Annotated in this window: 21 protein-coding genes; 6 read left to right on the top strand and 15 right to left on the bottom strand. The window is 70.5% G+C overall.

The genetic code is table 11. The features are described from left to right. Positions 1-229: 229 nt before the first annotated feature. The gene (locus tag ACFO0C_RS27475; protein WP_378069579.1) at positions 230-1144 is read left to right on the top strand and encodes an NPP1 family protein; all 915 of its coding nucleotides are present in this window, start codon (positions 230-232) and stop codon (positions 1142-1144) included. A gap of 40 nt (positions 1145-1184) precedes the next feature. On the opposite strand, the gene ACFO0C_RS27470 is transcribed toward ACFO0C_RS27475, so the two are convergent. From ACFO0C_RS27470 to ACFO0C_RS27460, 3 genes are all read right to left on the bottom strand, one after another. Beyond that, a complete protein-coding gene (locus ACFO0C_RS27470) occupies positions 1185-2183 on the bottom strand; it encodes an Acg family FMN-binding oxidoreductase (RefSeq protein ID WP_378069578.1) in 999 nt (332 codons plus the stop codon). A 279-nt stretch (positions 2184-2462) separates the two neighbouring features. Then, positions 2463-2930: a hypothetical protein gene (locus ACFO0C_RS27465; RefSeq protein WP_378069577.1), complete on the bottom strand. Its 468-nt coding sequence runs from the start codon at positions 2928-2930 to the stop codon at positions 2463-2465. An 83-nt stretch (positions 2931-3013) separates the two neighbouring features. After that, positions 3014-3697, bottom strand: coding sequence for a response regulator transcription factor (locus ACFO0C_RS27460; protein WP_378069576.1), 684 nt, complete (start codon positions 3695-3697; stop codon positions 3014-3016). Positions 3698-3802: 105 nt separating this feature from the next. On the opposite strand from ACFO0C_RS27460, the gene ACFO0C_RS27455 reads away from it, so the two are divergent. Continuing rightward, entirely contained in the window at positions 3803-5194 is a 1392-nt protein-coding gene (locus ACFO0C_RS27455) for a sensor histidine kinase (protein WP_378069575.1), read from the top strand. A 21-nt stretch (positions 5195-5215) separates the two neighbouring features. Here the strand turns inward: ACFO0C_RS27455 and ACFO0C_RS27450 are convergent, their stop codons facing one another. Both ACFO0C_RS27450 and ACFO0C_RS27445 read right to left on the bottom strand, forming a co-directional pair. Next, entirely contained in the window at positions 5216-5869 is a 654-nt protein-coding gene (locus ACFO0C_RS27450; protein ID WP_378069574.1) for a response regulator, read from the bottom strand. Then, complete coding sequence (locus tag ACFO0C_RS27445; protein ID WP_378069573.1) at positions 5866-6987, bottom strand: sensor histidine kinase; 1122 nt, start codon at positions 6985-6987, stop codon at positions 5866-5868. The genes ACFO0C_RS27450 and ACFO0C_RS27445 overlap by 4 nt, the downstream gene beginning before the upstream one ends. A 157-nt stretch (positions 6988-7144) precedes the next feature. Here ACFO0C_RS27445 and ACFO0C_RS27440 point away from each other — a divergent pair, with 157 nt between their 5' ends. After that, complete coding sequence (locus ACFO0C_RS27440; RefSeq protein ID WP_378069572.1) at positions 7145-7552, top strand: DUF6326 family protein; 408 nt, start codon at positions 7145-7147, stop codon at positions 7550-7552. 49 nt (positions 7553-7601) lie between these two features. Here ACFO0C_RS27440 and ACFO0C_RS27435 read toward each other — a convergent pair whose 3' ends face one another. The 3 genes from ACFO0C_RS27435 to ACFO0C_RS27425 form a co-directional block, all read right to left on the bottom strand. Then, the gene (locus ACFO0C_RS27435) at positions 7602-8000 is read right to left on the bottom strand and encodes a hypothetical protein (protein WP_378069571.1); all 399 of its coding nucleotides are present in this window, start codon (positions 7998-8000) and stop codon (positions 7602-7604) included. A gap of 91 nt (positions 8001-8091) precedes the next feature. Beyond that, positions 8092-9315, bottom strand: coding sequence for a vWA domain-containing protein (locus ACFO0C_RS27430; protein WP_378069570.1), 1224 nt, complete (start codon positions 9313-9315; stop codon positions 8092-8094). Then, the gene (locus ACFO0C_RS27425) at positions 9312-10463 is read right to left on the bottom strand and encodes an AAA family ATPase (protein WP_378069569.1); all 1152 of its coding nucleotides are present in this window, start codon (positions 10461-10463) and stop codon (positions 9312-9314) included. Before ACFO0C_RS27425 ends, ACFO0C_RS27430 begins: the two co-directional genes overlap by 4 nt. Before the next feature lie 159 nt (positions 10464-10622). On the opposite strand from ACFO0C_RS27425, the gene ACFO0C_RS27420 reads away from it, so the two are divergent. Together ACFO0C_RS27420 and ACFO0C_RS27415 are read left to right on the top strand one after the other, a co-directional pair. Then, on the top strand, positions 10623-13043 hold the full coding sequence (locus ACFO0C_RS27420; protein WP_378069568.1) for a hypothetical protein: 2421 nt from the start codon (positions 10623-10625) through the stop codon (positions 13041-13043). Positions 13044-13068: 25 nt separating this feature from the next. After that, positions 13069-13311 carry a hypothetical protein gene (locus tag ACFO0C_RS27415; RefSeq protein WP_378069567.1) on the top strand — a complete coding sequence of 81 codons (243 nt, stop codon included), beginning with the start codon at positions 13069-13071 and terminating at the stop codon, positions 13309-13311. A gap of 12 nt (positions 13312-13323) precedes the next feature. Here the strand turns inward: ACFO0C_RS27415 and ACFO0C_RS27410 are convergent, their stop codons facing one another. From ACFO0C_RS27410 to icmF, 3 genes are read right to left on the bottom strand one after another with little or no spacing between them, the layout of a single operon-like run. Beyond that, positions 13324-14073: a helical backbone metal receptor gene (locus ACFO0C_RS27410; protein WP_378069916.1), complete on the bottom strand. Its 750-nt coding sequence runs from the start codon at positions 14071-14073 to the stop codon at positions 13324-13326. Between the two features lie 5 nt (positions 14074-14078). Beyond that, the gene (locus ACFO0C_RS27405) at positions 14079-14792 is read right to left on the bottom strand and encodes a MarR family winged helix-turn-helix transcriptional regulator (protein WP_378069566.1); all 714 of its coding nucleotides are present in this window, start codon (positions 14790-14792) and stop codon (positions 14079-14081) included. Continuing rightward, entirely contained in the window at positions 14789-18001 is a 3213-nt protein-coding gene (icmF, locus tag ACFO0C_RS27400; RefSeq protein WP_378069565.1) for a fused isobutyryl-CoA mutase/GTPase IcmF, read from the bottom strand. Before icmF ends, ACFO0C_RS27405 begins: the two co-directional genes overlap by 4 nt. A 110-nt stretch (positions 18002-18111) precedes the next feature. On the opposite strand from icmF, the gene ACFO0C_RS27395 reads away from it, so the two are divergent. Further along, positions 18112-19119 (top strand): tocopherol cyclase family protein, encoded by a 1008-nt coding sequence (locus tag ACFO0C_RS27395; RefSeq protein ID WP_378069564.1) that lies wholly within the window; start codon positions 18112-18114, stop codon positions 19117-19119. Positions 19120-19159: 40 nt separating this feature from the next. Here ACFO0C_RS27395 and ACFO0C_RS27390 read toward each other — a convergent pair whose 3' ends face one another. From ACFO0C_RS27390 to ACFO0C_RS27375, 4 genes are read right to left on the bottom strand one after another with little or no spacing between them, the layout of a single operon-like run. Next, positions 19160-19990 carry an ABC transporter ATP-binding protein gene (locus ACFO0C_RS27390; RefSeq protein WP_378069563.1) on the bottom strand — a complete coding sequence of 277 codons (831 nt, stop codon included), beginning with the start codon at positions 19988-19990 and terminating at the stop codon, positions 19160-19162. Continuing rightward, entirely contained in the window at positions 19987-21042 is a 1056-nt protein-coding gene (locus ACFO0C_RS27385; protein WP_378069562.1) for a FecCD family ABC transporter permease, read from the bottom strand. The genes ACFO0C_RS27390 and ACFO0C_RS27385 overlap by 4 nt, the downstream gene beginning before the upstream one ends. Continuing rightward, positions 21039-22082: a FecCD family ABC transporter permease gene (locus ACFO0C_RS27380; RefSeq protein ID WP_378069561.1), complete on the bottom strand. Its 1044-nt coding sequence runs from the start codon at positions 22080-22082 to the stop codon at positions 21039-21041. The genes ACFO0C_RS27385 and ACFO0C_RS27380 overlap by 4 nt, the downstream gene beginning before the upstream one ends. Further along, a complete protein-coding gene (locus tag ACFO0C_RS27375) occupies positions 22082-23119 on the bottom strand; it encodes an iron-siderophore ABC transporter substrate-binding protein (protein ID WP_378069560.1) in 1038 nt (345 codons plus the stop codon). The genes ACFO0C_RS27380 and ACFO0C_RS27375 overlap by 1 nt, the downstream gene beginning before the upstream one ends. Positions 23120-23167 lie beyond the last annotated feature (48 nt).

Raw genomic sequence — 23167 nt, 5'->3', positions numbered from 1 at the left:
CATACTCTTGATCTTCCCTTGCGCAGCGTCCAGAATGTCCGCGGCTGTCACTGTCCACGGACTTGGACCGTCGTTCCCCATTCTTGATCCACGCGGATCAGCCGTTCCCCTCCGGCCACCGCAAGGAGCACCTCCGGCATGGGCATCACACCGTCCACCCTCGGAAACCAGCGAACGACTCGGCCTCCGACGGTTCCTGACCGTCGCGGGCAGCGCTCTCGCCCTGGTCGTGGCCACCTCGGTACCGGCGTTCGCCGCACCGCCGGCCGAACTGCCCGGTAACGCCGACATCCTGGAACGGACCTGGCAACCGGCCTACGACTACGACACCGATGGCTGCTACCCGACTCCGGCGATCGGCCCCGACGGCACCGTCAACGGCGGGCTCACCCCGACCGGTTCGCTCAGCGGCGAATGCCACGACACGTCCGACCTCGACAACACCAACGGGTACGCGCGATACCGGTGCAACAACGGGTGGTGCGCCATCGCGTACGGCCTGTACTTCGAGAAGGACCAGGCGCTGGCGAACAGCTCGATCGGCGGGCACCGGCACGACTGGGAACACGTCGTGGTCTGGGTGCGGAACAACCAGGCCGTCTACGTTTCCACCTCGGCGCACGGCGAGTTCACCGTGCACCCGGCGAGCAGCGTCCTCTGGGCCGGCACCCATCCCAAGATCGTCTATCACAAGGACGGGGCGAGCACCCACGCGTTCCGGCTCGGCAACAGCAGCGACGAACCGCCGGAGAACGCCTACGGTACCTGGCAGTATCCGTCCCTGGTCGGCTGGAACGGATTCCCCAGCACGACCATCCGGGACACCCTGAGCGGGTACGACTTCGGCAGCGCCAACTTCGGGCTCAAGGACGCCTACTTCGCCACCGCCCTGAGCCGGGCCATGCCTTCCGGGATCACCTTCGACCCCGGCTCGACGGCGACGAACGACCTCGAGCTGGTCAACCGGGCCACCGGCAAGTGCCTCGACGCCTACGACTGGTCCACCGCCGACTCCGGCCGGCTGCTCAACCCGAACAGCGGCAAGGTCGCCGATGTCGCCGACTGCGACAGCGCCGACGGCACCGACGTCCGGCTCTGGACCTGGCTGGGCAACCAGTGCCAGCAGTGGTCACTGCAACCCTGAACGTCAGGCTCCGTGGGAGCAGCCGGCCACCCGGTCCCGCTCAGTCCTCGATGTCGAGGACCTCGAACGGCTTGCGCCGCGGAGACGGGGGCACGGCTTCGGCCGAGTCGATGTAGCCGAGCCTGACCACCAGGTACGGGTCGCCGCCGTCGGCCAGCAGCCGGCTCAGCAGCTGCCGGGGCCAGACCACCTCGACCGCCTCACTGATCGGTGCGGTCGCCAGGCCCTCGGCGGTGGCCCGCAGGAGGAGCGCGGACATCGCTTCGCCACCGCGGAGCAGGTCCGCCGGCCGGTCCGAAGCGCCGAAGATGACGACGTAGGCGGCGCCTTCGTCCCGGCCGGTGCCGGCGGCCAGGCCGGGGGAGCCGCCCGGAAGGAACTCGCGGACAGGCACCGGCCGCGGGCCCGATGCGGCCACGGTGTCCGGCGGGACGCCGTCTCCGGTCCATGCCGGCCGGTGTGTCCACGCGGTGAGCTCGGCGCGGTGTGCCGGATTGATGTAGTTGACGTAGGCGGCCAGGTCGACCGAGTCGGCCAGCTCGCCGACCCGATCGTCGGGAACCACGTGCAGACGGGCGCCCTCGGCCTCGACGAGCGTGCGCAGGCGGCCCAGCGTCTGCTCGCTCACACGACGCTCACCGAACGCACGGCGGTCGGTGCGGCGCCGGCTGACCGCCGCGACCAGGCTCCGGGCGGCGGGATCAGGATCGATGCGACACGTGACACGGATCCGGGCGAGCAGGTCCGGGCGGTGCTCCGCGGGGAACCGCCGCACCTCGGCCCGCCACCCGGCAGCCGCCAGGGCCGTCCGGGCGTGGTGCAGGGCGCCGCCGCAGCTGAGCAGCAGAAGGCGTCCCTCGGTGTCGGTGGCTCCGAGACGGCGGTCCGGGTCGGCCGTCAGCTCGAGCACGTCACCGGCGAGGCGCCACCTCCACGGTTGGGTGTTGAACACCGACGGCGCTCGCAGGGAGACCCGGACAGCCTGTTCCAAGGCGTCGCGGGCTTCGGCACCGGCAATGTCGTTCGTCGAATCGGTCATCCGCAACACACCTCCGGAGGCGTCGGTGCCCTCACCGTGGCAGGCCCTTGCGGATGATCGTCAGGGTCGAAAGACCCGAGGCGGCGCACCGTCATCCGGCCCGGCCGGGAATGAATCGGACCGGAACCCGGCCGGGCAGGATGAGGACGGCTCCGGGTCAGGATGAAGCATTGGGCGCCGGAGCGACGCCGGCCGTGCAGGAGGACGGCGGCTCCGGGTCAGGAGGACGCGCTGGGCGCCGGAGCGATGCCGGCCGTGCAGGAGGACGGCGGCTCCGGGTCAGGAAGACGCGCTGGGCGCCGGAGCGACGCTGGCCGGCGGTGCCGGACGCTCCCGGCGGTGCTCGCCGCGGCCGTTTCCGCGGTCTCCGGGGCGCCCCTCTCCGCGATCGAAGCCGGGTCTGCCGGGGCGCGCGTCATGGTGGCCGCGTTCGTCGCCACGGTGACCGCCCGCGGCGAAGGCGCCGATCGTCACACCGGCGCCGAGCAGCAGACCCAGAGCCATGGCCGCGGCGACGGCGAGCACCGGCACCCGCCGGCGATACCACCGGTCACGGACCGGAACGGGCGCCGCTGCCGCTGCGGCTGCGGGGGGCGCCACGGCCGGTGGAGGCGCGGGCTGCGGGCCGGCGGGGGAGGGCGGCGGCGGTGCGGAGGGAGAGTCGGCCGGCGTGGAGCCGGCCACGGCGGACACGTGTGTCGTGTCGTCACCGTCGTCGTGCGGTTTGCCTGGCGTCAGGTCGCTCATCGGGATTCCTTCGGAGGGGGCCACGGATGCTGCCCCGCAACGTTCGCAGAGTGCACCTGAAATAATGCTGAAGAAGCTTCTGGTCAGGCGTTGCCGGCGATGCGGTAGCCCGTACCGCGAACCGTCTCGATGGTGTTGCGGCCGAACGGGTGATCGATCTTCTTGCGCAGGTAGCCGACGTACACCTCGACGATGTTGCGGTCCCCGCTGAAATGCGCGTCCCACACGTTCTCGATGATCGCGGCCTTCGTGACCGCCCGGTCCCGGTTGCGCAGCAGGAACTCCAGCAGGGCGAACTCGCGGGGCGTGACCGGGATCTGCGTGTCGCCGCGACAGACCCGGCGCTGTGCCGGATCGAGGGTGAGGTCGCCGGCGGCCAGGACGGCTGGTCGCTCCGGTGCGCCCCGGCGGATCAGGGCACGCAGGTGCGCGATCAGCAGCACGAACGAGAACGGCTTGGTCATGTAGTCGTCGGCGCCCAGGTCGAGGGCGTCGGCCTCGTCGTACTCCCCGTCCTTGGCGGTGAGCATCAACACCGGGGTCCAGATCTGCCGTGACCGCAGCTGCCGGCATACCTCGTAGCCACTGAGGCCGGGGAGCATGATGTCGAGGACGATCGCGTCGTACGCGCCGTGCGGACTCTCGGTGGCGGTCCACAGGCCGTCGGGACCGTCGTGGGCCAGGTCGACCGTGAATCCTTCCCGGGCCAGGCCGTCGCGGATCGTCTCCGCCAGTTCCGCCTCGTCCTCGACGACGAGAATCCGCATCGGGTACCTCCTGCTCCGGTCTCCAAGATTGCCCTCGACGAACTGAGAATCCGCTGAACAGCGTTTTCAGCGTTCGTTCAGCCGGCGCTGACTAGCGTTGCGGCCATGCGCAGGCTCCTGCCCCGCAGGCTCGGTATCCGCCTGCGATCCGCCATCGCCGCCGGGCTGGTGGTGGCGGTGGCCACCGTGCTCGCCGGTGCCGTGCTGCTGGTGACCGCCCGCGGCATTCTGCTCGACAACGTGACCACGGCGGCGACCGACCGGGTCGACCAGGTCGCCGCCGCGCTGCGGACCGGCAACCAGGCGGCGCTGGACGCGGCGTTGAGTCCGGCCGAGCCGGGCCGCACCCTGGTGCAGGTCGTCGATTCGGCCGGCCGGGTGGTCCGCTCGTCGCCGGGCCCCGGCCCGGACCGTCCGTTGTCGGCGTCGCGTCCGGAGCCGGGCCGCGTCGCGGGGGAGACCGGGCGGATGCGCATGGGCCGGCACGGGCCGTTCCGGGTGCTGGCCGCCGGGGTGGAGACGCCGTCCGGCCGGCAGACGGTGCTGGTGGCGCAGTCCCTGGAGACGGTCAACGAGGCCACCGGGGCGATCGTCGCCGCGTTGCTGGCCGGGATGCCGCTGCTGGCCCTGGTGGTCGGGGTGGCGACGTTCGTGTTCGTCGGGCGCACGCTGCGCCCGGTCGAGGCGATGACCGGCCGGGCGGCGACGATCACCGCGACCAATCTCGATGCGAGGCTGCCGGTGCCGGACTCGGACGACGAGATCGCCGCGCTGGCCTCGACGATGAACACGATGCTGGACCGGATCGAGGTGGCCTCGGCGGCCCAGCGCCGGTTCGTCGCCGACGCCAGTCACGAGCTGCGCAGCCCGCTGGCGACCATCCACGCCAACGCCGACCTGCTCCGGGCCGCCGTGCTGGAGGAGTCCGCCGAGCGGTCGGTGACCCGCATCCACCGGGAGAGCACGCGGCTGGCGCGCCTGGTCGAAGACCTGTTGCTGCTGGCCCGGGCCGACGACGGAGCGCTGCGGCTGCGCCGGGCGGAGGTCGACCTCGACGATCTGGTCTTCGCCGCGCGGGAGCGAGTCGCGGTGGAACGACCGGGTCTGCGTGTCGAGGGCGACGTCGTCGCGGTCCGGGTGATCGGGGACGCCGACCAGTTGCACCGGCTGTTGCGCAATCTGGTCGACAACGCGATGCGTCACGCCCGCGACCGGATCACCATCACCCTCGGCCGTGCCGGGGAGCAGGCGGAGATCGTCGTCGGCAACGACGGCCCCGGCATCGCGGCGCCGGACCGGGAGAAGATCTTCGACCGGTTCGTACGGCTGGACGACAGCCGGTCCCGTCAGGACGGCGGGACCGGATTGGGCCTGTCGATCGCCCGGGAGATCGCCGTCCGGCACGACGGCACCCTGACCGTCGACGACCTGACCGACGGCGCCGCCTTCCGGCTGCGGCTGCCGGCCGGGACCACCGGTGCGGCGTCACCGCCGTGACGACCCCGAGCGCGCCGCAGGTCAGGGCACGCGGCCGGTCTGGTATGCCCATATGGCCAGCTCGACACGGTTGCGGGCGCCGAGTTTGGTCATCAGGCCGGTGAGGTGGAACTTCACCGTGCTCGTGCTGATGTGCAGGTCCCGCGCGATCTCGGCGTTCGTCCGGCCCTGGGCCACCCTGACCAGCACGTCCTCCTCCCGGTCGGTCAGGGCCTCGACCGGTGGGGGCGCCGCGCCGGCCGGGCCGCCGGTGGCGAAGGTGGCGAGCAGCCGGCCGGTGACCGCCGGGTCGATGAGAGCGTCACCGCGGACGGCGGCGTGCAGCGCCTGGACCAGCTGCTCCGGTTCGGCGCCTTTGAGCAGGAAACCGCGGGCGCCCGCCCGGAGGGCACCGTAGATGTGCTCGTCGGTGTCGAAGGTGGTGATCACGACGACGGCGATCGGGTCGGAGGTCTCCGGTCCGGCGAGCAGACGGGTGGCTTCGATGCCGTCCAGGATGGGCATCCGGATGTCGAACAGGCACACGTCGGGTCGTAGACGGTGGGCGAGCGCGACGGCCGTACGCCCATCGGCTGCCTGACCGACCACCTCGATGCCGGGCCGGCCGTTGAGGATCGTCGACAGCCCCGCCCGGACGATGCCCTGGTCGTCGGCGATGAGAACGCGGATGGTCATGGCGTGCCGCCTTCGCGGGGGACGACGGCCCGTACGATCCAGCCGCGCTCTTGATCCGGCCCCGCGGTGAGTGAACCGCCCAGCAGTTTCATCCGCTCGGCCATGCCGACCAGACCGAATCCGGATGTGGCGGCCGCCGGCGTGATGCGCGCCCCGTCGTCACTGACGGTCAGCCGGACGTCGGTAGCGGTGCCGGTCACTTCGATCCGGACCCGGGTCGCCCGCTGGGCGTGGCGCTGGGTGTTGGTGATCGATTCCTGGGTCACGCGGTAGAGGGCGCCCTCGACGGCCGGTGGCAGGTTCGTCAGGTCACCGCGTAGTTCGACACCGACGTGCAGCGGATCGGTGTGGTCGGTGGCGAGGCGTTCGATGTCGGCGATCCGGCGCTCGGGGACAAGTGGTGGCCGCTGCCGGCGGTCGCGGAGCGCGCTGACCATCGTGCGCATCTCCGTGAGCGTCCGGGCCGCCTCCCGGTCGATGGTCTCGAGGGCCTCGGTCGCCCCGCTCAGCGACGAGGACCGGGCCAGGAACAGGCCGGCCTGGGCCTGGATCGCGATCGCGGAGACGTGGTGGGCCACCGTGTCGTGCAGTTCACGGGCCAGTCGCTGGCGTTCCTGGAGTTCGGCCTGCACGATCAGCTGTTCGCGGGCGATGTGCCGGTAGCGCACCGACGCCCCCACGGCCGCGGCGGACAGCACTACGGCTGTTCCGGCGGTCGTTTCGGCGTACCCCGGGAAATCGACGCCGACGATGACCGCCAGAGCCACCGTGATGACCGCCGACCCGATGGCCGCGTCCCGGCCGGAACCCCATCGCAGCAGCGAGTAGGCCAGGATCAGGACCGCCCACCCGCTGTGCAGGACCACGGGTGCGGTGCCGGTGACGAACGTGGCGGTGTCGAGGAGGGCGAACCCGCCGAAGGCGTACACCACCGCGGGCAGCGGATGGGTCCGCCGGACCAGGACCGCGAGCGCCAGGCCGGCTCCGAACACGACGGCGGCGGGCCGCCAGGTCAGGTCCAGGAAGATGCCTTCGTACGCGAGCACCGCCAGCACCGGGGCGGCGAGGATCCCATCGCGCCGCACGCCGGCCCGTAACGTCGTCGCAGCGTTCACCACGACTGTCACGGTATCGACGGGAAGCTCTCGCCGGACCGGTCTGCCGGCCAGTGGTCCGCCTGGCCGATGGGCCAGGGCAACGTCGGCCGGAGGACCCGGGCCTGCGGGTACCGGTGCGGCTGAGACTGAGGACCGTCCTACTGGGAGGAGGCGGCCCGTGATCGACACCAGGGTCGACGTGAAGGTCGTGCTGTGCGGACTGTGGGTGAGCACGCTGTTCGTGTTCGCCTATGTCGACATCTTCGGATTCTTCCGTGCCGACGTGATCAGTGGCGTGCTCGCCGGTGAGGTGTCCGGCACCGGGTTCGCGGTCGATCAGACCTTTCTGCTGCTCACGACGCTGTACATCGCGCCCGCGGCGCTGATGGTCGTGGTCTCGCTGCTCACCCGGGCGCGGGTCAACCGGATCGCCAACATCGGCGTCGGCCTGTTCTACGTGGTGACCGTCGCGGCGACGCTGATCGGTGAGAGCTGGATCTACTACCTCGTCGGCAGCCTGATCGAGATGGCGCTCCTGCTGGCGGTCGTGCGGGTCGCCTGGACGTGGCCGTCCGAAGGGGGCTGAACCGCCCCCGGCGGGGCGGTCAGCTCGGCGCGGTGCGCGGTCCTCGCGGTCAGCTGTACGTGATGCTGGCGAAGCCGCTCGTCGATTGGATCACGAACATCTGCAGGCAGTCGCCGTCACTGTCGGCGATTTCTTGAACGAATCCGTTGGAGGTCTTCACGATGAACTGGCTCTTCCCGGGCCCGATGATCGTCTCGTCATCGTCGAAGCGCGTTCCCTCGGTGGTATGGGCATAACGCTTTATGGCGTACGAAGAATTGTTGACCACGTAGAGATTGACGTCAGAGGTACTCGATTCCTGAGGTGGGGACGGTGATTCGCTCGTGCATCCCAGAACGAATACCCCAGAGTGGGTGAAAGGGCTGGGCTGGGCATGTGCGGGCGTACCGGGAATTCCCGCGAACATCAGTCCCGCGGCGGCCGCCAATGCCTTGTAGCGAGGTGTCATACCATTCTCCCTTGTGGTAGGTGAAACGGAATCGGAACTTCGCGTCGAGGCTACTCGCGGCCACTGGTGCCCGGTGCTGAATCGGCGAGGGTCAGATGATTCCCGGGACGACTTTGTGCATCCACGCCGGGACATCGCAGCGGTCACCGTCGAGGAGCAGGACCACATAGCGGGCCCGGGGATTCTGCGGCGGCGGTGTGTGGTGCCAGGGGGTGTCGCCGTCGGTGGCGACGATGACGATGTCGGCCGCGGGCCGCAGGGAGGCGGACGCGGTCAGGCCGGCCCGCATGTCGGTTCCGCCACCGCCTAACAGGGCGATGTCGTCGACGCGGCGGAGCCGCCGTGGCTGTGCGCTGGCGGCGTCACAGGCCAGAATGCGGACGCTGTCGCCGCGTAGCGTCCGGGCGATGACCCGTAGTTCGGCCTTGACCTGGGCGAGCATCCGATCCGAGACGGATCCGGAGGTGTCGATGACCATGTCGAGCCGCGGTGGTCGGGGCTGCCGCATGACCGGCAGGGCGATGCCGGGTACGGCACTGGCCCGCCGGGAGACACGGGTGTAGGTGTAGTCCCGCAGCCCGGCGACGGTGGCGCGAGTCCGGCTGACGACACTGTGCAACTCGCGACGCCAGTCGACCTGCGGGGTGAGGATCTCGTCGGCGATCCGCAGCAGACCCGCGGGCACGTCACCCATGGCTCGCTGGTGCGATGTGATGTCCTTGGCCACCTGGCGGCGGATGAGTTCGGCGCGGGCCCTGTCGACGCTACCGTCATCGGGATCTTCGGTGCTGTCCCAGGGCCGGAGGCCGCCGGTCACGCCGGAACCGCAGTCGTCGGGCGGGCCGACATCCGATCGAGGCCGAGCGGCTGACAGTGCCTCCACCAGGAGCCGGTACAGCTGCTCGGTGGTCATGCCGGGATGCGCGCCGGGAACACCCAGCCGGACACGAGCCCTGGCCGGAGGAAGCACGACGGAAGCTCCGTGCAGGATCTCGTTGACCACGACGTCGGCGGCTGTCGTATAGAGGTGTCCTCTGTCCTGAGGTTCCAGCAGCGCGGACCAGCGGTCGGCGTGCTGGTGCAGCAGATGGCTGAGTTGGTGGAGCCACAGCCCGGCGGTCTCCTCGACGGTGAGTTTCCGCACGAGCCCGGGGCTCACATAGATGCGCCAGCGGCTGTCGATGGCGCACTCCGGTACGAGCGGTGTCACCACCGGAACCATCGCGTAGAGGCCGGACCGCAGGTAGGGAAGGAGATCCCCGGCGAGGACGCGGCCGGCCGCCAGGCGGAGCGTGGCCTCACTCTCGGAGGTCACGGCGTTCGCCCGGGTTGCCGGGTGAGCATCCCGATCTCCTTGAGGATCGGCGCCAGGGCCGTCATCTGAGCCCGGCTCGGCTGGGCACCTTGTGGGCGGACCGTCCTGTCCGCCCACCGACGCGCGTAGATGAAGGCCATGTCGGCCAGGCCGGCCTCGGCGATCTTCGCCAGGATGTCACCGCAGGCCTGCCAGCGTTGCGGAGTGATGTCGCGGGACAGGGCGTTGAAGACGGCCGCGGCGGTCGCGAACACTTTGTCGCCGCGCTTGACGGGCACGATGTAGGAACCGGGGTCGAGAAGGAGCGCCTCCGGGTCGGGCAGGTCGAGTCTGCGAAGGAACTCGCTGAACTCGCCGGCGGCGCCGACCCCGACCGTGCCGTTGAGCAGCAGCGCGATGACCGTGGCGGGGCAACCGGCAGCGTTCGCGGCGGCGTACAGCTTGGCCGCCATCTCCCAGGTCCGTGGAGTGGGAAAGGCCCGCCCCGCGTCAGATGACGAGGAGGGCATCCTCGTGACGAGGTCCGGCCGAACGTTCAGGAAGGCCGCGACCAGAGCCTTGGCGTCGGTGAAGGCGTCCGCGATCGTCCGGTCGTCCACCGGCGGCACGGTGATCCGCGGCCAGCCGATGGTGAAGCCGTCCCGGACCACGTCGGCGGGCAGCGCCCATTCCAGGTGCAGGAACCGGTTGGCCAGTGGTGGTGCCAGGTCCCATCCGTCGGCCGCGACGTCCGGCGGGTTGGCCGCGGCGACGCTGCGAGTACCGGCCGGGAGTTTGATGTCGCCGACCCAGCCGGTCAGGATGGGGCGCAGCAGCGCGGCCTGGGTCGCTGGGGGAGTTGTGCTGATCTCGTCGTAGAAGACGATCGCGGTGACACCGCGGCTGTCCAGGTCGACGATCCGCCGGGCCCAGTCGGGCGGGAGTCTGCGGGCGGTGCCGGTGACCGGATCGATTGCCGGGATGCCGCCGAAGTCGCTCGGTTCGTGCAGCGAGGCGATCACGGTTTCGACGTGCACGCCGAGGTCGGCACCGAGCGCTTCGACCACACTGCTCTTGCCCTGGCCGGGGTCGCCCCAGAGCACCACGGGGACGTCGGCGAGCAGCGCCACTCCGAGGGCCGTGACGGTGTCTGCGTAGTGCCGGTTCATGCCGGTGATCATGGCGGAGGGACCTGGTGGGCACGCAGGCGGGTTGGGTACGGTCTCCGGAACTCGATCAACGGTAGGCGGGGCGGACCAGTGGCACTCGGTGATTCATGGACGGGCTCTCTGGCGCCGGCGCTCGCGGAAGCGATCACCACCGTCGCCGTGGCAGGCTCGGTCCGTGTCCCCGAGAGTCGGCAGGACCTCCTGGACTGGGTCGACGCCGGGCTGCCGCCGATCTGGACATGGTGCGACTACTCCATCGCTCGCGGTCACAGCACCGGCGAGATGCACGAGATCCGGATAGTCGGCGAGGCCGTCGCACTCACCCACCATGATGCCGCCGCCCGCGACGGTGAGATCGTCAGGGCAGAGGCCCGAGGGCGTCATCTCGCCTGCTACGCGATGGCCGAGGCGCTCGCCAGTGACCAGCCGATCAACGGCGCGACGGCTGCGGCCTGGCGTCTCGGGCGGGACGCCGCCAAGCGCCTCAAGCGCATGCGGTCGATCTGGACGGCGTACCGCTGGATCCGTGCCGGGCGCGACCTGGATGCCATGGATCCGGCCGTCCTGGGTCACCCGCTCGGCGCCGCTGCGTCGCAGTTCCTCGCCGTCCCGGCACGACCGCCGGTGGTGGTCCGCCCGGTCTGGGCGATCCCGGATGCGGACGGATCCCTGCCGTCCCAGGTCCGGGAGGCGCTTGCCGCTCTCACCCCGAAAGCCGCCGTGACCACTCCCCGGCAGCTGGTGGCGCTGGTCGAGGGAGGCCTGCCGCCGGCGCGGTTGCGATGCGACGGTGTCATGCACCAGATCCAGGTCGTCGGCGACCAGCTCCGGCTCAGGGACCACGACGACACCGACGTGCCCAGTGCCTGTCACGGCCTGGCGGAATCCATCCGCGGCGCCGAGCCGCTGACCCGTACCGGCCGCAAGGAGGCCGGCTACCCGCGGCAGCACCCGGGTGAGTTCCTCTCCAGCACCCAGACTCGCCGGGCCGAACAGGTGCGGACCGTGTGGCTCGCCTACCGGTGGCTGAAGGCCGGTCACACCCTGGACGAGGTGGGCCCGCTACTCGTCCGGGGGCCGGGGCCGGAACACGGTGGTGAGTGGCTCGACGCCGGGGTCGCGGCCCAGCAGGTGGCCGCCTGGTACGGGTATCAGGATCTGGCCGGCTGTCTCCGCTGGCGCCGGTCGCCACACGTGGACCCGGCTGCCAGCCTGGCACTCGACGAGGCCCGCTCCAGTGGTCGTTGGACGATGCGCGCGTGTCTCGCTCTGCTGGGTGACGTCCGTCGGCGGCCACCCTACCGATACATCGACGACAGTGAACTCAAAGAGGCTCTGCGCCGGATGCGGACCGAGGCCACCGGCCCGGCCGGAACCGCCGACGGGGACCTGCACGACTGGTTGCATCGCGGCTGGATCCGCGTGACGACGCCGGACGACTGCCTCACCTATCGCGCGGTTCTGACGGCGAGCGGACTGCGCCGTCTTGTCGCGCTGTGGATTCGATCCTCGTGGTTCCGTCAGCACGACCTTTCGCCACCGGCTCATGTGGACGAGAATTTCCGGGAGGTCCTGCGGTTCGCCGAACTGGTCAAGCTGCTCAGGCAGGCCGACGTCCACGAGGTGACGGTCGACTCGTCGGGCTCGATCACGCTCACCAACAAGTTCGACGGCCCGACTGACCTCGCCGACGTCGACCGGCTCGGATTGCAGCGCCGGGGTGGTCCTCGCCAACGGTTCGACCGCTCCCAGCGAAACGCCGTCATCGAGCACACGAGTGCGGTGGCCGCCCGGCACGGGATGCCGCTGCGAATCGATCTGCGCCGGATGACCGCCGAGGGATCGCAGACCAGAGGGCTGGCGGCCGGTGCACACTGGTGCGACACGGTGCCGGCCCTTCTCGCCGACGCGATCGCGATGGTGGATCCGGCCATGCAACCGGCGTCCGCGGACGAGTTCCGCCATTGGGTGGAGGCGGGTCTTCCCACTGTCGAGGTCCGCTGCGGCGAGGAGACACATCAGCTGAACGTGGTGGGCGAGCGCATCGTCTACACCGCCCACGATTCCGCGCTGCGGGAGGAGGACGAGTTCATGGCCGCCCTCTCGGGTGAGCCGATCGCCTGTTACGCCACCGGCGAGACGCTGAGCGGCACGGAACCACTGCTTGATCCGGACGACACCTATCGCCGCGGCGAAGGCGTACTCCTCGCGGCATACCGGACCGTGTGGCTGGCCTACCGCTGGCCGCGATCTCCACGAGATCGCGCCGCTCCTCGACGCCGGGCCCGGACCGGAGCAGGCCGGATCATGGCTCGCCGCGGGTGTTCCGGCCGACCGGGTCGCCGTTTGGCAGCCGCTGCACGACCTGGCCGGCTATCAGCGCTGGCGGTCCTGGCCGGAGGTCGGTGCGGTGCAGGCCGCGGCACTCGACAGGTACGGCATCGAGCCCGACGATCTGGACGCATGGCAGCGGCGCGGCGTGCCTGCGGCCTTCCTTGCCGGCTGGCTCGACCGCATTCGCGACGGCTCCGTAACCGAGGAGGAGGTCCCGGGCTGGGTCGCTGCCGGCATCGCCGGTGAGGACCACCTGCGCTACGACCTCGCGATGCCGCTCAAGCGGTTCCTCAAATGGCAGGCGACCGGCCTGCCGCCGCGTCACATCCGGGCCTACGAGGATTCGGGGCTCAAACCGAAGATCATTCAGGGGTACGGCCAAACGCTCGGCCTCGCCTCGGATCCCGTCAGATACGTGATCGAACGGCTTGGTCAGCCGCCCTACGGCGATCACACCCGTTCCCGGGTGGAATCGAATGCCAGGCTGCTGCTCGAATACTCGAAGAGCTGGTAGGTCGGATGGCGGTCAGCGGATCTGGTCGAGCAGGGCGGTGCGGGCGGTGGCCAGGGACGGGCCGTACCAGGTGAGGTGGCGGCCGGACACCAGGACCGTGCGGAGGCCGGGGAACGCCTCCGGGCCGTCGTCGGCGGTGAAGACGTACGGCTCGTCGGGGAGCAGCACCAGGTCCGCGCCGGCCGACCGCAGGTCGGTGAGGTCGACGTGCGGGTAACGGCCGTCGGCATCGGCGAATACGTTGACCAGGCCGAGCCGGGTCAGCAGGTCGCCGGTGAACGTGCGGGCGCCGACGACCATCCACGGGTCACGCCAGATCGGCACGATCACCCGTAGCTGCGGATCTGGTGCGGGACGGGTCCACTGGGACGCCGCCTCGCGCAACCAGCCCGGTTCACCGGCGGCGAGGACGTCGCTGAACAGGCGCCGCATCGAGCGCAGCGCGTCATCGAGGGACTCGATCACGGTGACCCATACCGGCACCCCGGCGGCGCGCAGACGGTCCACGTCGAGACGGCGGTTCTCCTCCTGGTTGGCGATCACCAGGTCCGGTTCCAGCGCGACGATCGCCTGCCGGTCCGGGTTCTTGGTTCCCCGTACCCGCGGAAGGTGAAGTCGGGGTGGGTGTGTGCACCAGTCGGTGACCGCGACCAGCCGGTCCGGGACCGTCACCGCCAGCGCCTCGGTGAGTGAGGGCACGAGCGAGACGATCCGGCGCGGCGGCCGGTCGACGGTGATCGGGAAACCGAGGTCGTCGGCCAGACGGCTCACTCGTCGAAATCCCCGGCGGCCTGGCGGAGGTCCCTGAGCGTGCCGAACAGCTGGTGCATGCCGGGGGAGGAGAGTTCAGCCCGGCCGAAGACCTGCTCGTTGAGCAGTCGCGTGGCCCGCATGGCGGTGTCGCGGCCGGCGTCGGTGATCGTGACGAGCACGCCGCGGCCGTCGTTGGGGTCCGGGCCCCGCTCGACCAGCCCGGCGGCCTCCAGGCGGGAGGCCGCGTTGGTGACGCTGGTCGGGTGGACCTGCAGACGGGCGCCGGCCTTGGCCATCGGCAGCCGGCCGTGCCTGGTGAACGACAACAGCATCAGCAACTCGTAGCGGGCGAAGCTGAGCTGCAGCGGCCGCAGCACCTCGTCGACCCATGACTGCACGATGGCCTGCGCGCGCATCAGCGAGGTGACGGCAGCCATCCCGTCGGCGGCGGACTCCCAGCCGTGGTCGCGCCAGAGCCGCGCGGCTTCCCCGATCGGGTCGAACGGGAGCCGTGCGCTCGTCACCGGTGTCCTCCTGGGGTCGTCCGGCAGCGGTTCGCCGGACAGCGGGTCGTCCGACGACGGATCGACGGACAGCGGGTCGTCCGGCAGCGGTTCGCCGGACAGCGGGTCGTCCGGCAGCGGTTCGCCGGACAGCGGGTCGTCCGACGACGGTTCGTCGGACAACCCGGAGATTACCGCGCGGCCGGAGACCGCCACCTCGGTCATACGTTGCGTCGATACTGGCCGCCGACCTCGAAGAAGGCGCTGGAGATCTGGCCGAGTGAGCAGTAGCGCACCGCGTCCATCAGGGCGGCGAACACGTTGTCGCCGTTCATGGCGGCCGCCTGGAGCCGTACCAGAGCGGCGGGTGCCTCCGCGGCGTGCCGGGTGTGGAAGTCGGCGAGCCTCGCGAGCTGCGACTGTTTCTCCTGCTCGGTGGCGCGGGCCAGTTCGACGGACTGCGGCGTGGTGTCGTCGCGATGCGGGTCGAGGAAGGTGTTGACACCGACGATCGGCAGGCTGCCCTCGTGTTTGCGGTGCTCGTAGAGCATCGACTCGTCCTGGATGCGGCCGCGCTGGTAGCCGGTCTCCATGGCGCCGAGCACACCGCCGCGTTCGGCGATCCGGTCGAACTCCTCCAGCACGGCCTCCTCGACCAGGTCGGTGAGTTCGTCGATGATGAACGAGCCCTGCAACGGGTTCTCGTTGCCGGCCAGGCCCCACTCCTTGTCGATGATCATCTGGATGGCGAGGGCCCGGCGCACCGACTGCTCGCTGGGTGTGGTGACGGCCTCGTCGTAGGCGTTGGTGTGCAGGCTGTTGGCGTTGTCGTAGATCGCGCACAGCGCCTGCAGGGTGGTGCGGATGTCGTTGAAGTCCATCTCCTGGGCGTGCAGCGACCTTCCCGACGTCTGCACGTGGTACTTCAGTTTCTGGGAGCGCTCGCCCGCACCGTAGCGTTCGCGCATCGCGACGGCCCAGATGCGCCGGGCGACCCGGCCGATGACCGAGTACTCGGCGTCCATGCCGTTGGAGAAGAAGAACGACAGGTTCGGTGCGAAGTCGTCGACGGCCATGCCGCGGGCCAGGTACGACTCGACGTAGGTGAATCCGTTGGCCAGGGTGAACGCCAGCTGGCTGATCGGGTTCGCCCCGGCTTCGGCGATGTGGTAACCGGAGATCGACACCGAGTAGAAGTTGCGCACCCGGTGGTCGATGAACCACTGCTGGATGTCACCCATGCAGCGCAGCGCGAACTCGGTGGAGAAGATGCAGGTGTTCTGCCCCTGGTCCTCCTTGAGGATGTCGGCCTGCACGGTGCCGCGGACGGTGGCCAGGGTGCGGGCCACGACCTGGTCGCGCGGCTCGTCGGGGCAGGCCTCGATCTGCTGGTCGATGGCGGTGTTGAGGAACATCGCCAGGATCGCCGGGGCCGGCCCGTTGATGGTCATCGACACCGACGTCGTGGGTGAGCAGAGGTCGAAGCCGTCGTAGAGCGCCTTCATGTCGTCGAGGGTGGCGATCGAGACGCCGGAGGTGCCGACCTTGCCGTAGATGTCGGGCCGCAGGTCCGGGTCGCGTCCGTAGAGGGTGACCGAGTCGAACGCGGTGGACAGCCGGGTGGCGTCGCCGCCGCGGCTGAGCATCTTGAAGCGCCGGTTGGTGCGGAACGCGTCGCCCTCACCGGCGAACATCCGGGCCGGGGCCTCGCCCTCGCGTTTGAACGGGAACACCCCGGCGGTGAACGGGAAGAACCCGGGCAGGTTCTCCCGGCGCAGGAACGACACCAGTTCCGCGTCGTCACGGGTCCGCGGCAGAGCCACCCGGCGCACCCGCGAGCCGGACAGTGTCCGGCGGGTCAGCGGGGTACGGATCTCCCGGTCGCGGACCTGGTAGATGAACTCGTCGCCGGAGTAGGCGGCGACCCGCAGCGGCCAGGACTCCAGCAGGTCACCGACCTCGGGCAGCACCTGACGGTCGTGGTCGGCGGCCAGCCGGCGCACCGGCTCGGCGGCCGGGGCGTCACCGAGCAGCTCCATCGTCGTGCGCAGGGCCTGACGGCGGCGCACCACCTCGGCCTGGTCGGCGGTCGTGCGGTGGTAGTCGCGGATCGCGTCGGTGATGTCGGCCAGGTAGCGGGCCCGGGCCGGCGGCACGACACTGGTCAGCCCGGAGGAGGCGCGCACGTCGACGGCCGGCAGCGTGCCCGGTTGCACGCGGAGCCCCCGGCCGGCGAGCAGGTGCCGAAGTTCCTGGTAGAGGGCGGTGACTCCGTCGTCGTTGAATCGGGCGGCGCTCGTCCCGTACACCGGCATCTCCTGCCAGCCGGAACCGAACGCCTGCCGGTTGCGGACCAGCTGCCGGGCCACGTCGCGGCGGGCGTCCTCGGCGCCTCGCCGCTCGTATTTGTTGATCGCGACGACGTCGGCGAAGTCGAGCATGTCGATCTTCTCCAGCTGCGACGCGGCGCCGAACTCGGGCGTCATCACGTACAGCGCCACGTCGGAGAACGGCACGACTCCGGCATCGCCCTGCCCGATGCCCGGCGTCTCCACGATGACCAGGTCGAACCCAGCTGCCTTGACCGCCACCAGGATGTCGTCGAGATTCTCGGGCAACTGCGATCCGGCGGTACGGGTGGCGAGCGACCGGAAGAAGGTACGCCCGGCCTGCCCCGTCTCCAGCGTGTTCATCCGGATCCGGTCACCCAGCAGGGCCCCACCGCCCCGGCGCCGGGTCGGGTCGACGGCGAGGACCGCGACGCGCAGCTTGTCCTCCTGGTCCAGTCGCAGTCGGCGGACCAGTTCGTCGGTCAGCGACGACTTGCCCGAGCCGCCGGTGCCGGTGATCCCCAGAACCGGGACCACGCGGGCGGCCGCCGGGCCGCGCAGCCGGTCGACGAGCTCGGGGGAGCGGCCCGCCTCGAGGACGGTGATCGCCCGGGCCAGGGCGGCCGGGTCGCCGCCGAGCAGGGCCTCGACGTCGGGACCGGCGGCGGACAGGTCGACGTCGCAGGCCCGGATCAGCTGGTTGATCATGCCGGGCAGGCCGAGTCGCTGCCCGTCCTCCGGCGAGAAGATGGTGACGCCGCGCTCGCGCAGCAGCGCGATCTCCTCCGGCACGATCACGCCGCCGCCACCGCCGAAGACCCGCACGTGCCCGACGCCGGCCTCGGCCAGCCGGTCCACCAGGTAGCTGAAGTACTCCACGTGGCCGCCCTGGTAGGAGGAGATCGCCACCCCCTGGGCGTCCTCCTCCAGCACGGCGCGCACCACCGTGTCGACGCTGCGGTCGTGGCCGAGGTGGATCACCTCGGCGCCCTGGGACTGCAGCAGCCGGCGCATCACGTTGATCGCGGCGTCGTGGCCGTCGAACAGGCTCGCGGCGGTCACGAACCGGACCGGGTGAACGGGGACGTGCAGCTCGGCAGCCATTGCCGCTCCTGACACTCAAGATACGTGGACGTCCTTGTACTTTAGGTCCAGATGCTAGGAAGTCCAAGTATCTTGGCCGGTGAAGACGTACCGGTGGGTAGAGTCCTGGGATGGCCCTCCGCGTACCGGAACGGTTCGTCACACGGGTGCGTTCGACGTTGCACCCCGAAGGATTCCACGGCCAGCGGGAGACCCGCGGCTTCTTCGAAGGCTGGTACGTCAAACTGGTCAGCGCCGACCGCGGCCATCGCTGGGCGGTGATCCCCGGTGTGTTCCTGGGACTCGACGGCGACGACGAGGCGTTCGTCCAGGTCCTCGACGGCACCACCGGCCGGTCCTGGTACCAGCGCTACGACCGGTCACAGTTCGCCGCCCGCCCGGACGCCTTCGACGTGACGGTAGGACCCAACCGGTTCACCGCGGAGGGGATGACCCTCGACGTCGAGGAGGCCGGGCTGCGGGGAGAGGTGCGGTTCACCGATCCGCTGGACCCGTGGCCGGTCCGGGCATGGTCGCCGGGCAGCATGGGCTGGTATGCATGGGTGCCCCGGATGGAGTGCTACCACGGCATTCTGTCGTTCGGGCACGGGCTCGACGGCACGCTCGACACCGACGGCGGCCCGGTCCGGTTCGACGGCGGGCGCGGCTATCTGGAGAAGGACTGGGGCCGGGCCTTCCCGTCGGCCTATGTCTGGATGCAGACGAACCACTTCACCGAGCCCGGCACCTGTCTCACCGCGTCGATCGCGCTGGTGCCGTGGCTGCGCGGCGAGTTCCGCGGCATGGTGGTGGGGCTCCGGCACGACGGGCGGTTGCACCGGTTCACCACCTACACCGGCGCCCGGACGACGGCACTGGAGGTCGACGACGACCACGTCCGGTGGCGCCTGCGCTCCCGGCCGGGCGCCACACTGGACCTCGTCGCGGACCGTACGCGAGGGGGTCTGCTGCACGCCCCGATCCGTACCCAGATGCACCGCCGGGTCGAGGAGACCCTCGACGCACGCGTCCGGGTGCGGTTCGCCGACCCGGACGGCCGGGTGGTGCTGGAGGACGAGGGCCACGGTGCCGGCCTCGAAGTGCACGGCGATCTGCGGAGGCTGCTCGCCGCACGCTGACCGGGCTGCCGGGGCGGTGCACGCCCCGGCAGAGCCGGTCTCAGGAGGTGGCGACCGCGGCCGGCTCCTCGGCCGGGGCGTCGTGCCGGCCGATCGGGATCACCAGCGGCTTACCGGAGACCGGGTCGTCGATGACCTTGCAGTTCATGCCGAACACCGTGCGGACGGTGTCCACCGTCAGCACGTCGGCGGGGTCGCCCTGGGCGTGGATCGCCCCGCCGGCCATCGCGATCAGATGATCGGCGTAGCGAGCCGCCATGTTCAGGTCGTGCAGCACCATCAGCACGGTGGTGCCGCGCTCCCGGTTGAGGTCGATGAGCAGGTCCAGCACCTCCACCTGGTGACTGACGTCCAGGAAGGTGGTCGGCTCGTCGAGCATCAGGATGTCGGTCTGCTGGGCGAGCGTCATCGCGATCCACACGCGCTGCCGCTGCCCGCCGGACAGTTCGTCGACCGGGCGGTCGGCCAGCGTCAGGGTGCCGGTCATCTCCAGCGCCCGGTGCACCGCCGCGTCGTCCTGCGCCCCCCACCGGGTCAGCACCCGCTGGTGCGGGTGCCGGCCGCGGGAGACCAGGTCGGCGACCACGATGCCCTCGGGGGCGATCGGCGACTGGGGGAGCAGCCCGAGCGTGCGGGCCACCTCCTTGGTCGGCTGCCGGTGCAGGTCCTTGCCGTCCAGCACCACCCGGCCCTCGCGCGGGGCCAGCAGCCGGGACATGGCCCGCAGCAGGGTCGACTTGCCGCAGGCGTTCGCGCCGACGATGGCGGTGATCCGGCCGGGCGGCAGACGCAGGTCGAGCGCGTCGACGACGGTCCGCTCGCCGTAGCCGAGGGTGACCTTCTCGACGTCGAGAGTGTGGGCTTCGGTCACAGGGAGCCTCCCGCGCGGTTGATGCGGATGAGCAGGAACACGAGGTACGGGGCACCCAGCGCGCCGGTGATCACGCCGACCGGGTAGCGGGTGCCGAACGCGTACTGCGCGGCCAGGTCGGCGACGAGCACCAGCAGTGCCCCGACGAGCCCGGCCGGCACCAGGATCGACCCGGCCGACCCGACGAGGCGGGCGGCGATCGGGCCGGACAGGAACGCGACGAACGCGATCGGCCCGGCGGCGGCGGTGGCGAACGCGATCAGCGCGGTCGCGGCGATGATCGCGGCGAGCCGGGTCCGTTCCACCGGCACCCCGAGCGCTGCCGCGGTGTCGTTGCCGAGCCTCAGCTGCTCCAGGTTGCGGGTCAGCAGCAGGAGCAGCGGCACGAACACGATCATCGCGCCCAGCAGCGGCTGCACCTGGTCCCAGGACGACGAGTTGAGGCTGCCGGTCAGCCACCGCATCGCCGTCTGCAGATCCCAGGAGGCGGCCCGGATGATGACGTAGCTGACGATGCTCTCGAGCATCGCGGCGATGCCGATGCCCACCAGGATCAGCCGGGAGCCGAGCATGCCGCCGCGATAGGCGAGCAGGTAGATGGTCAGCGAGGTGATCAACGCGGCACCGATGGCCAGCAGCGAGACCGTGGTCGCGGACGGGATCTTCATGATCACGATCGCCCAGACGGCCGCGGCGCTGGCACCGGTGGAGATGCCGATGACGTCCGGCGAGGCCAGCGCGTTGCGCAGCATCGTCTGGAACATCGCCCCGGCGATACCGAAGGAGAACCCGGTGAGGACGGCCAGCGTCGCCCGGGGCAGCCGCAGCACACCGACGGTGAACGTGGCCCCGCGGACCTGTTCGCCGATGATGACCCGCCACACCTCGCCCGGGGTGTAGAAGGTCTTGCCGACCATCAGGCTCACGCAGTAGACGGCGAAGACGAGGAGAGCCAGGACGGTGACCACCGTCCGTACCCGGCGGGCCCGCCGGGTACGGCCCCGGACGAGGTCAGCGACGCCGACATCCCTGGTGATGGTCGCGCTGCTCATAGGGCGGACACCTTCTGCCGTCGTGCGATGTAGATGAAGAACGGGGCACCGACCAGGGCGGTGACGATGCCGACGTCGACCTCCGACGGGCGGGCGACGACCCGGCCTATCACGTCGGCGGTGGTCAGCAGGATCGCGCCGACCAGCGCCGAGTAGGGCAGCAGCCAGCGATGGTCGATGCCGATCAGCAGCCGGCACACGTGCGGCACGACGAGCCCGACGAAGCCGATCGGCCCGGCGACCGCGGTGGCCGCACCGCAGAGGATGAACGCACCGGCCGACGCGATCATCCGGGTACGCATCACGTGCTCACCCAGCCCGGCCGCGACGTCGTCGCCGAGCGCCAGCGAGTTCAGCCGGCGGGCCGAGACCGCGCAGATCACCACACCGACCAGCAGGAACGGCAGGATCATCAGGGCCCGGTCGTACGTCGCGCCGCCGACCCCGCCGATCTGCCAGAACCGGAACTCGTTCATCACGGTGATCCGCGGCAGCAGGATCACGCTCACCAGCGAGCTGAGCGCGGCCGCGGTGACCGCGCCGGCGAGCGCCAGCTTGAGCGGGGTCGGTCCGCCGCTGCCCATCGACGCGATGAGGTAGACGAACGCCGCGGCCAGCACACAGCCGGCGATCGCCACCCACACGTAGGTGAACGGGTTGGACAACCCGAAGAACGCGATACCGAGCACGACGAAGAACGACGCCCCGGAGGTGACGCCGAGCAGTTGCGGGTCGGCGAGCGGATTGCGGGTGACGCCCTGCAGGACCGCGCCGGCCAGCCCCAGCGAGGCGCCGACCAGAATGGCCATCACGGTGCGCGGCACCCGCTGGAGCACCGCGGCCTCCGCGATGCCGTCGCCGCCGCCGGTGAACGCCGACACGATCTCGTCCAGGCTGATCACCCGGGCGCCGAACGCGACCGAGGCGGCACAGACCAGGGCGAGAACGATCAGGGCGACGACGAACCAGCCGGTACGGAGCACCGCCGGCCGCCGTGTGGTGACGGCGGCCGGCAGTGGTCCGGTGGTGACAGTGTCCACTAGATCTTGTCGGCGGCGGCGGACAGTGCGGCGAAGTACTGGTCAATGCCCCAGCCGATGGACAGCGGCGACGGGTTGGCGGAGGCCGCCAGCGGCGTCGAGTCCTGCATGCCGGCCACCGAGCCCCGGGCGATCGCCGGGATCTTCGACATCAGCGCGTCCTTCTGCGCGGCGGCGAGGATCGAACCCTTCGCGTCGTCGTAGGTGATGATGATGTCGACGTCGGCGAACTGGTCGGCCTGCTCGGCGCTGATCGTCTCCCAGAACGTGCTGGACTCGGCCGACTTCTTGGCGATGGCGGCCGGGGTGCCGAAACCGGTGTCGGCGAGGAAGCCGGCCCGCGGGTCGTGCAGGGTGTAGAAGCCGACCTGGCTGAAGTCCTTCGGGTCCAGGTAGGAGAACATGACCTTCTTGCCGGCCAGCTTCGGGTACTTGGCGTACGCGTCGGCGGTCTGCTTCTTCAGCGAGGCGATGAGCGCGTCACCCTGGGTGGCGAGACCGAGCGCCTGGCTGTTCAGCTTGATCATGTCGGCGAGCGTGGTGCCCCAGGCGAGCTTGGGGTACGCCACGGTCGGCGCGATCTGGGTGAGCTTGTCGTAGTCCTCCTTGGTCAGCCCGCTGTAGGCGGCCAGGATGACGTCCGGGTTGGTGTCGGCGACCGCCTCGAAGTCGATGCTGTCGGCCTCGTCGAACAGTACCGGGGTGCTGGCGCCGAGCTCGGTCAGCTTCGTCTCGACCCAGGGCAGGACGCCGTCGCCGTCGTCGTCACCCCAGGCCGCCTTGGCGAAACCGACGGGCACGACACCGAGGGCGAGCGCAACCTCGTGGTTGGCCCAGGCGACCGAGGCGACCCGCTCCGGCTTCTTGTCGATCGTCGTGGTGCCGAACGCATGGGTGATGGTGACCGGGAACTGCGCCGTGGCCGGGCCGGAGGAGGTAGCGGCGGGCTCCTCCTCCGACGAGCCTCCGCACGCGGCGAGGGAGAGCGCGACGGCGATGGACGCCGCGGCGGCAAGAAGTCTGGAGGGGGTACGCATCAGGACTCCACGATTTTCAGAAAGGACGAGCACCAAAAGGTTAGGCTA

It is taken from the genome of Actinoplanes subglobosus (assembly GCF_042650585.1).
In the GTDB taxonomy this organism is placed as follows: Bacteria; Actinomycetota; Actinomycetes; order Mycobacteriales; family Micromonosporaceae; genus Actinoplanes; species Actinoplanes subglobosus.
This window is presented reverse-complemented; position numbering and strand designations above follow the sequence as displayed.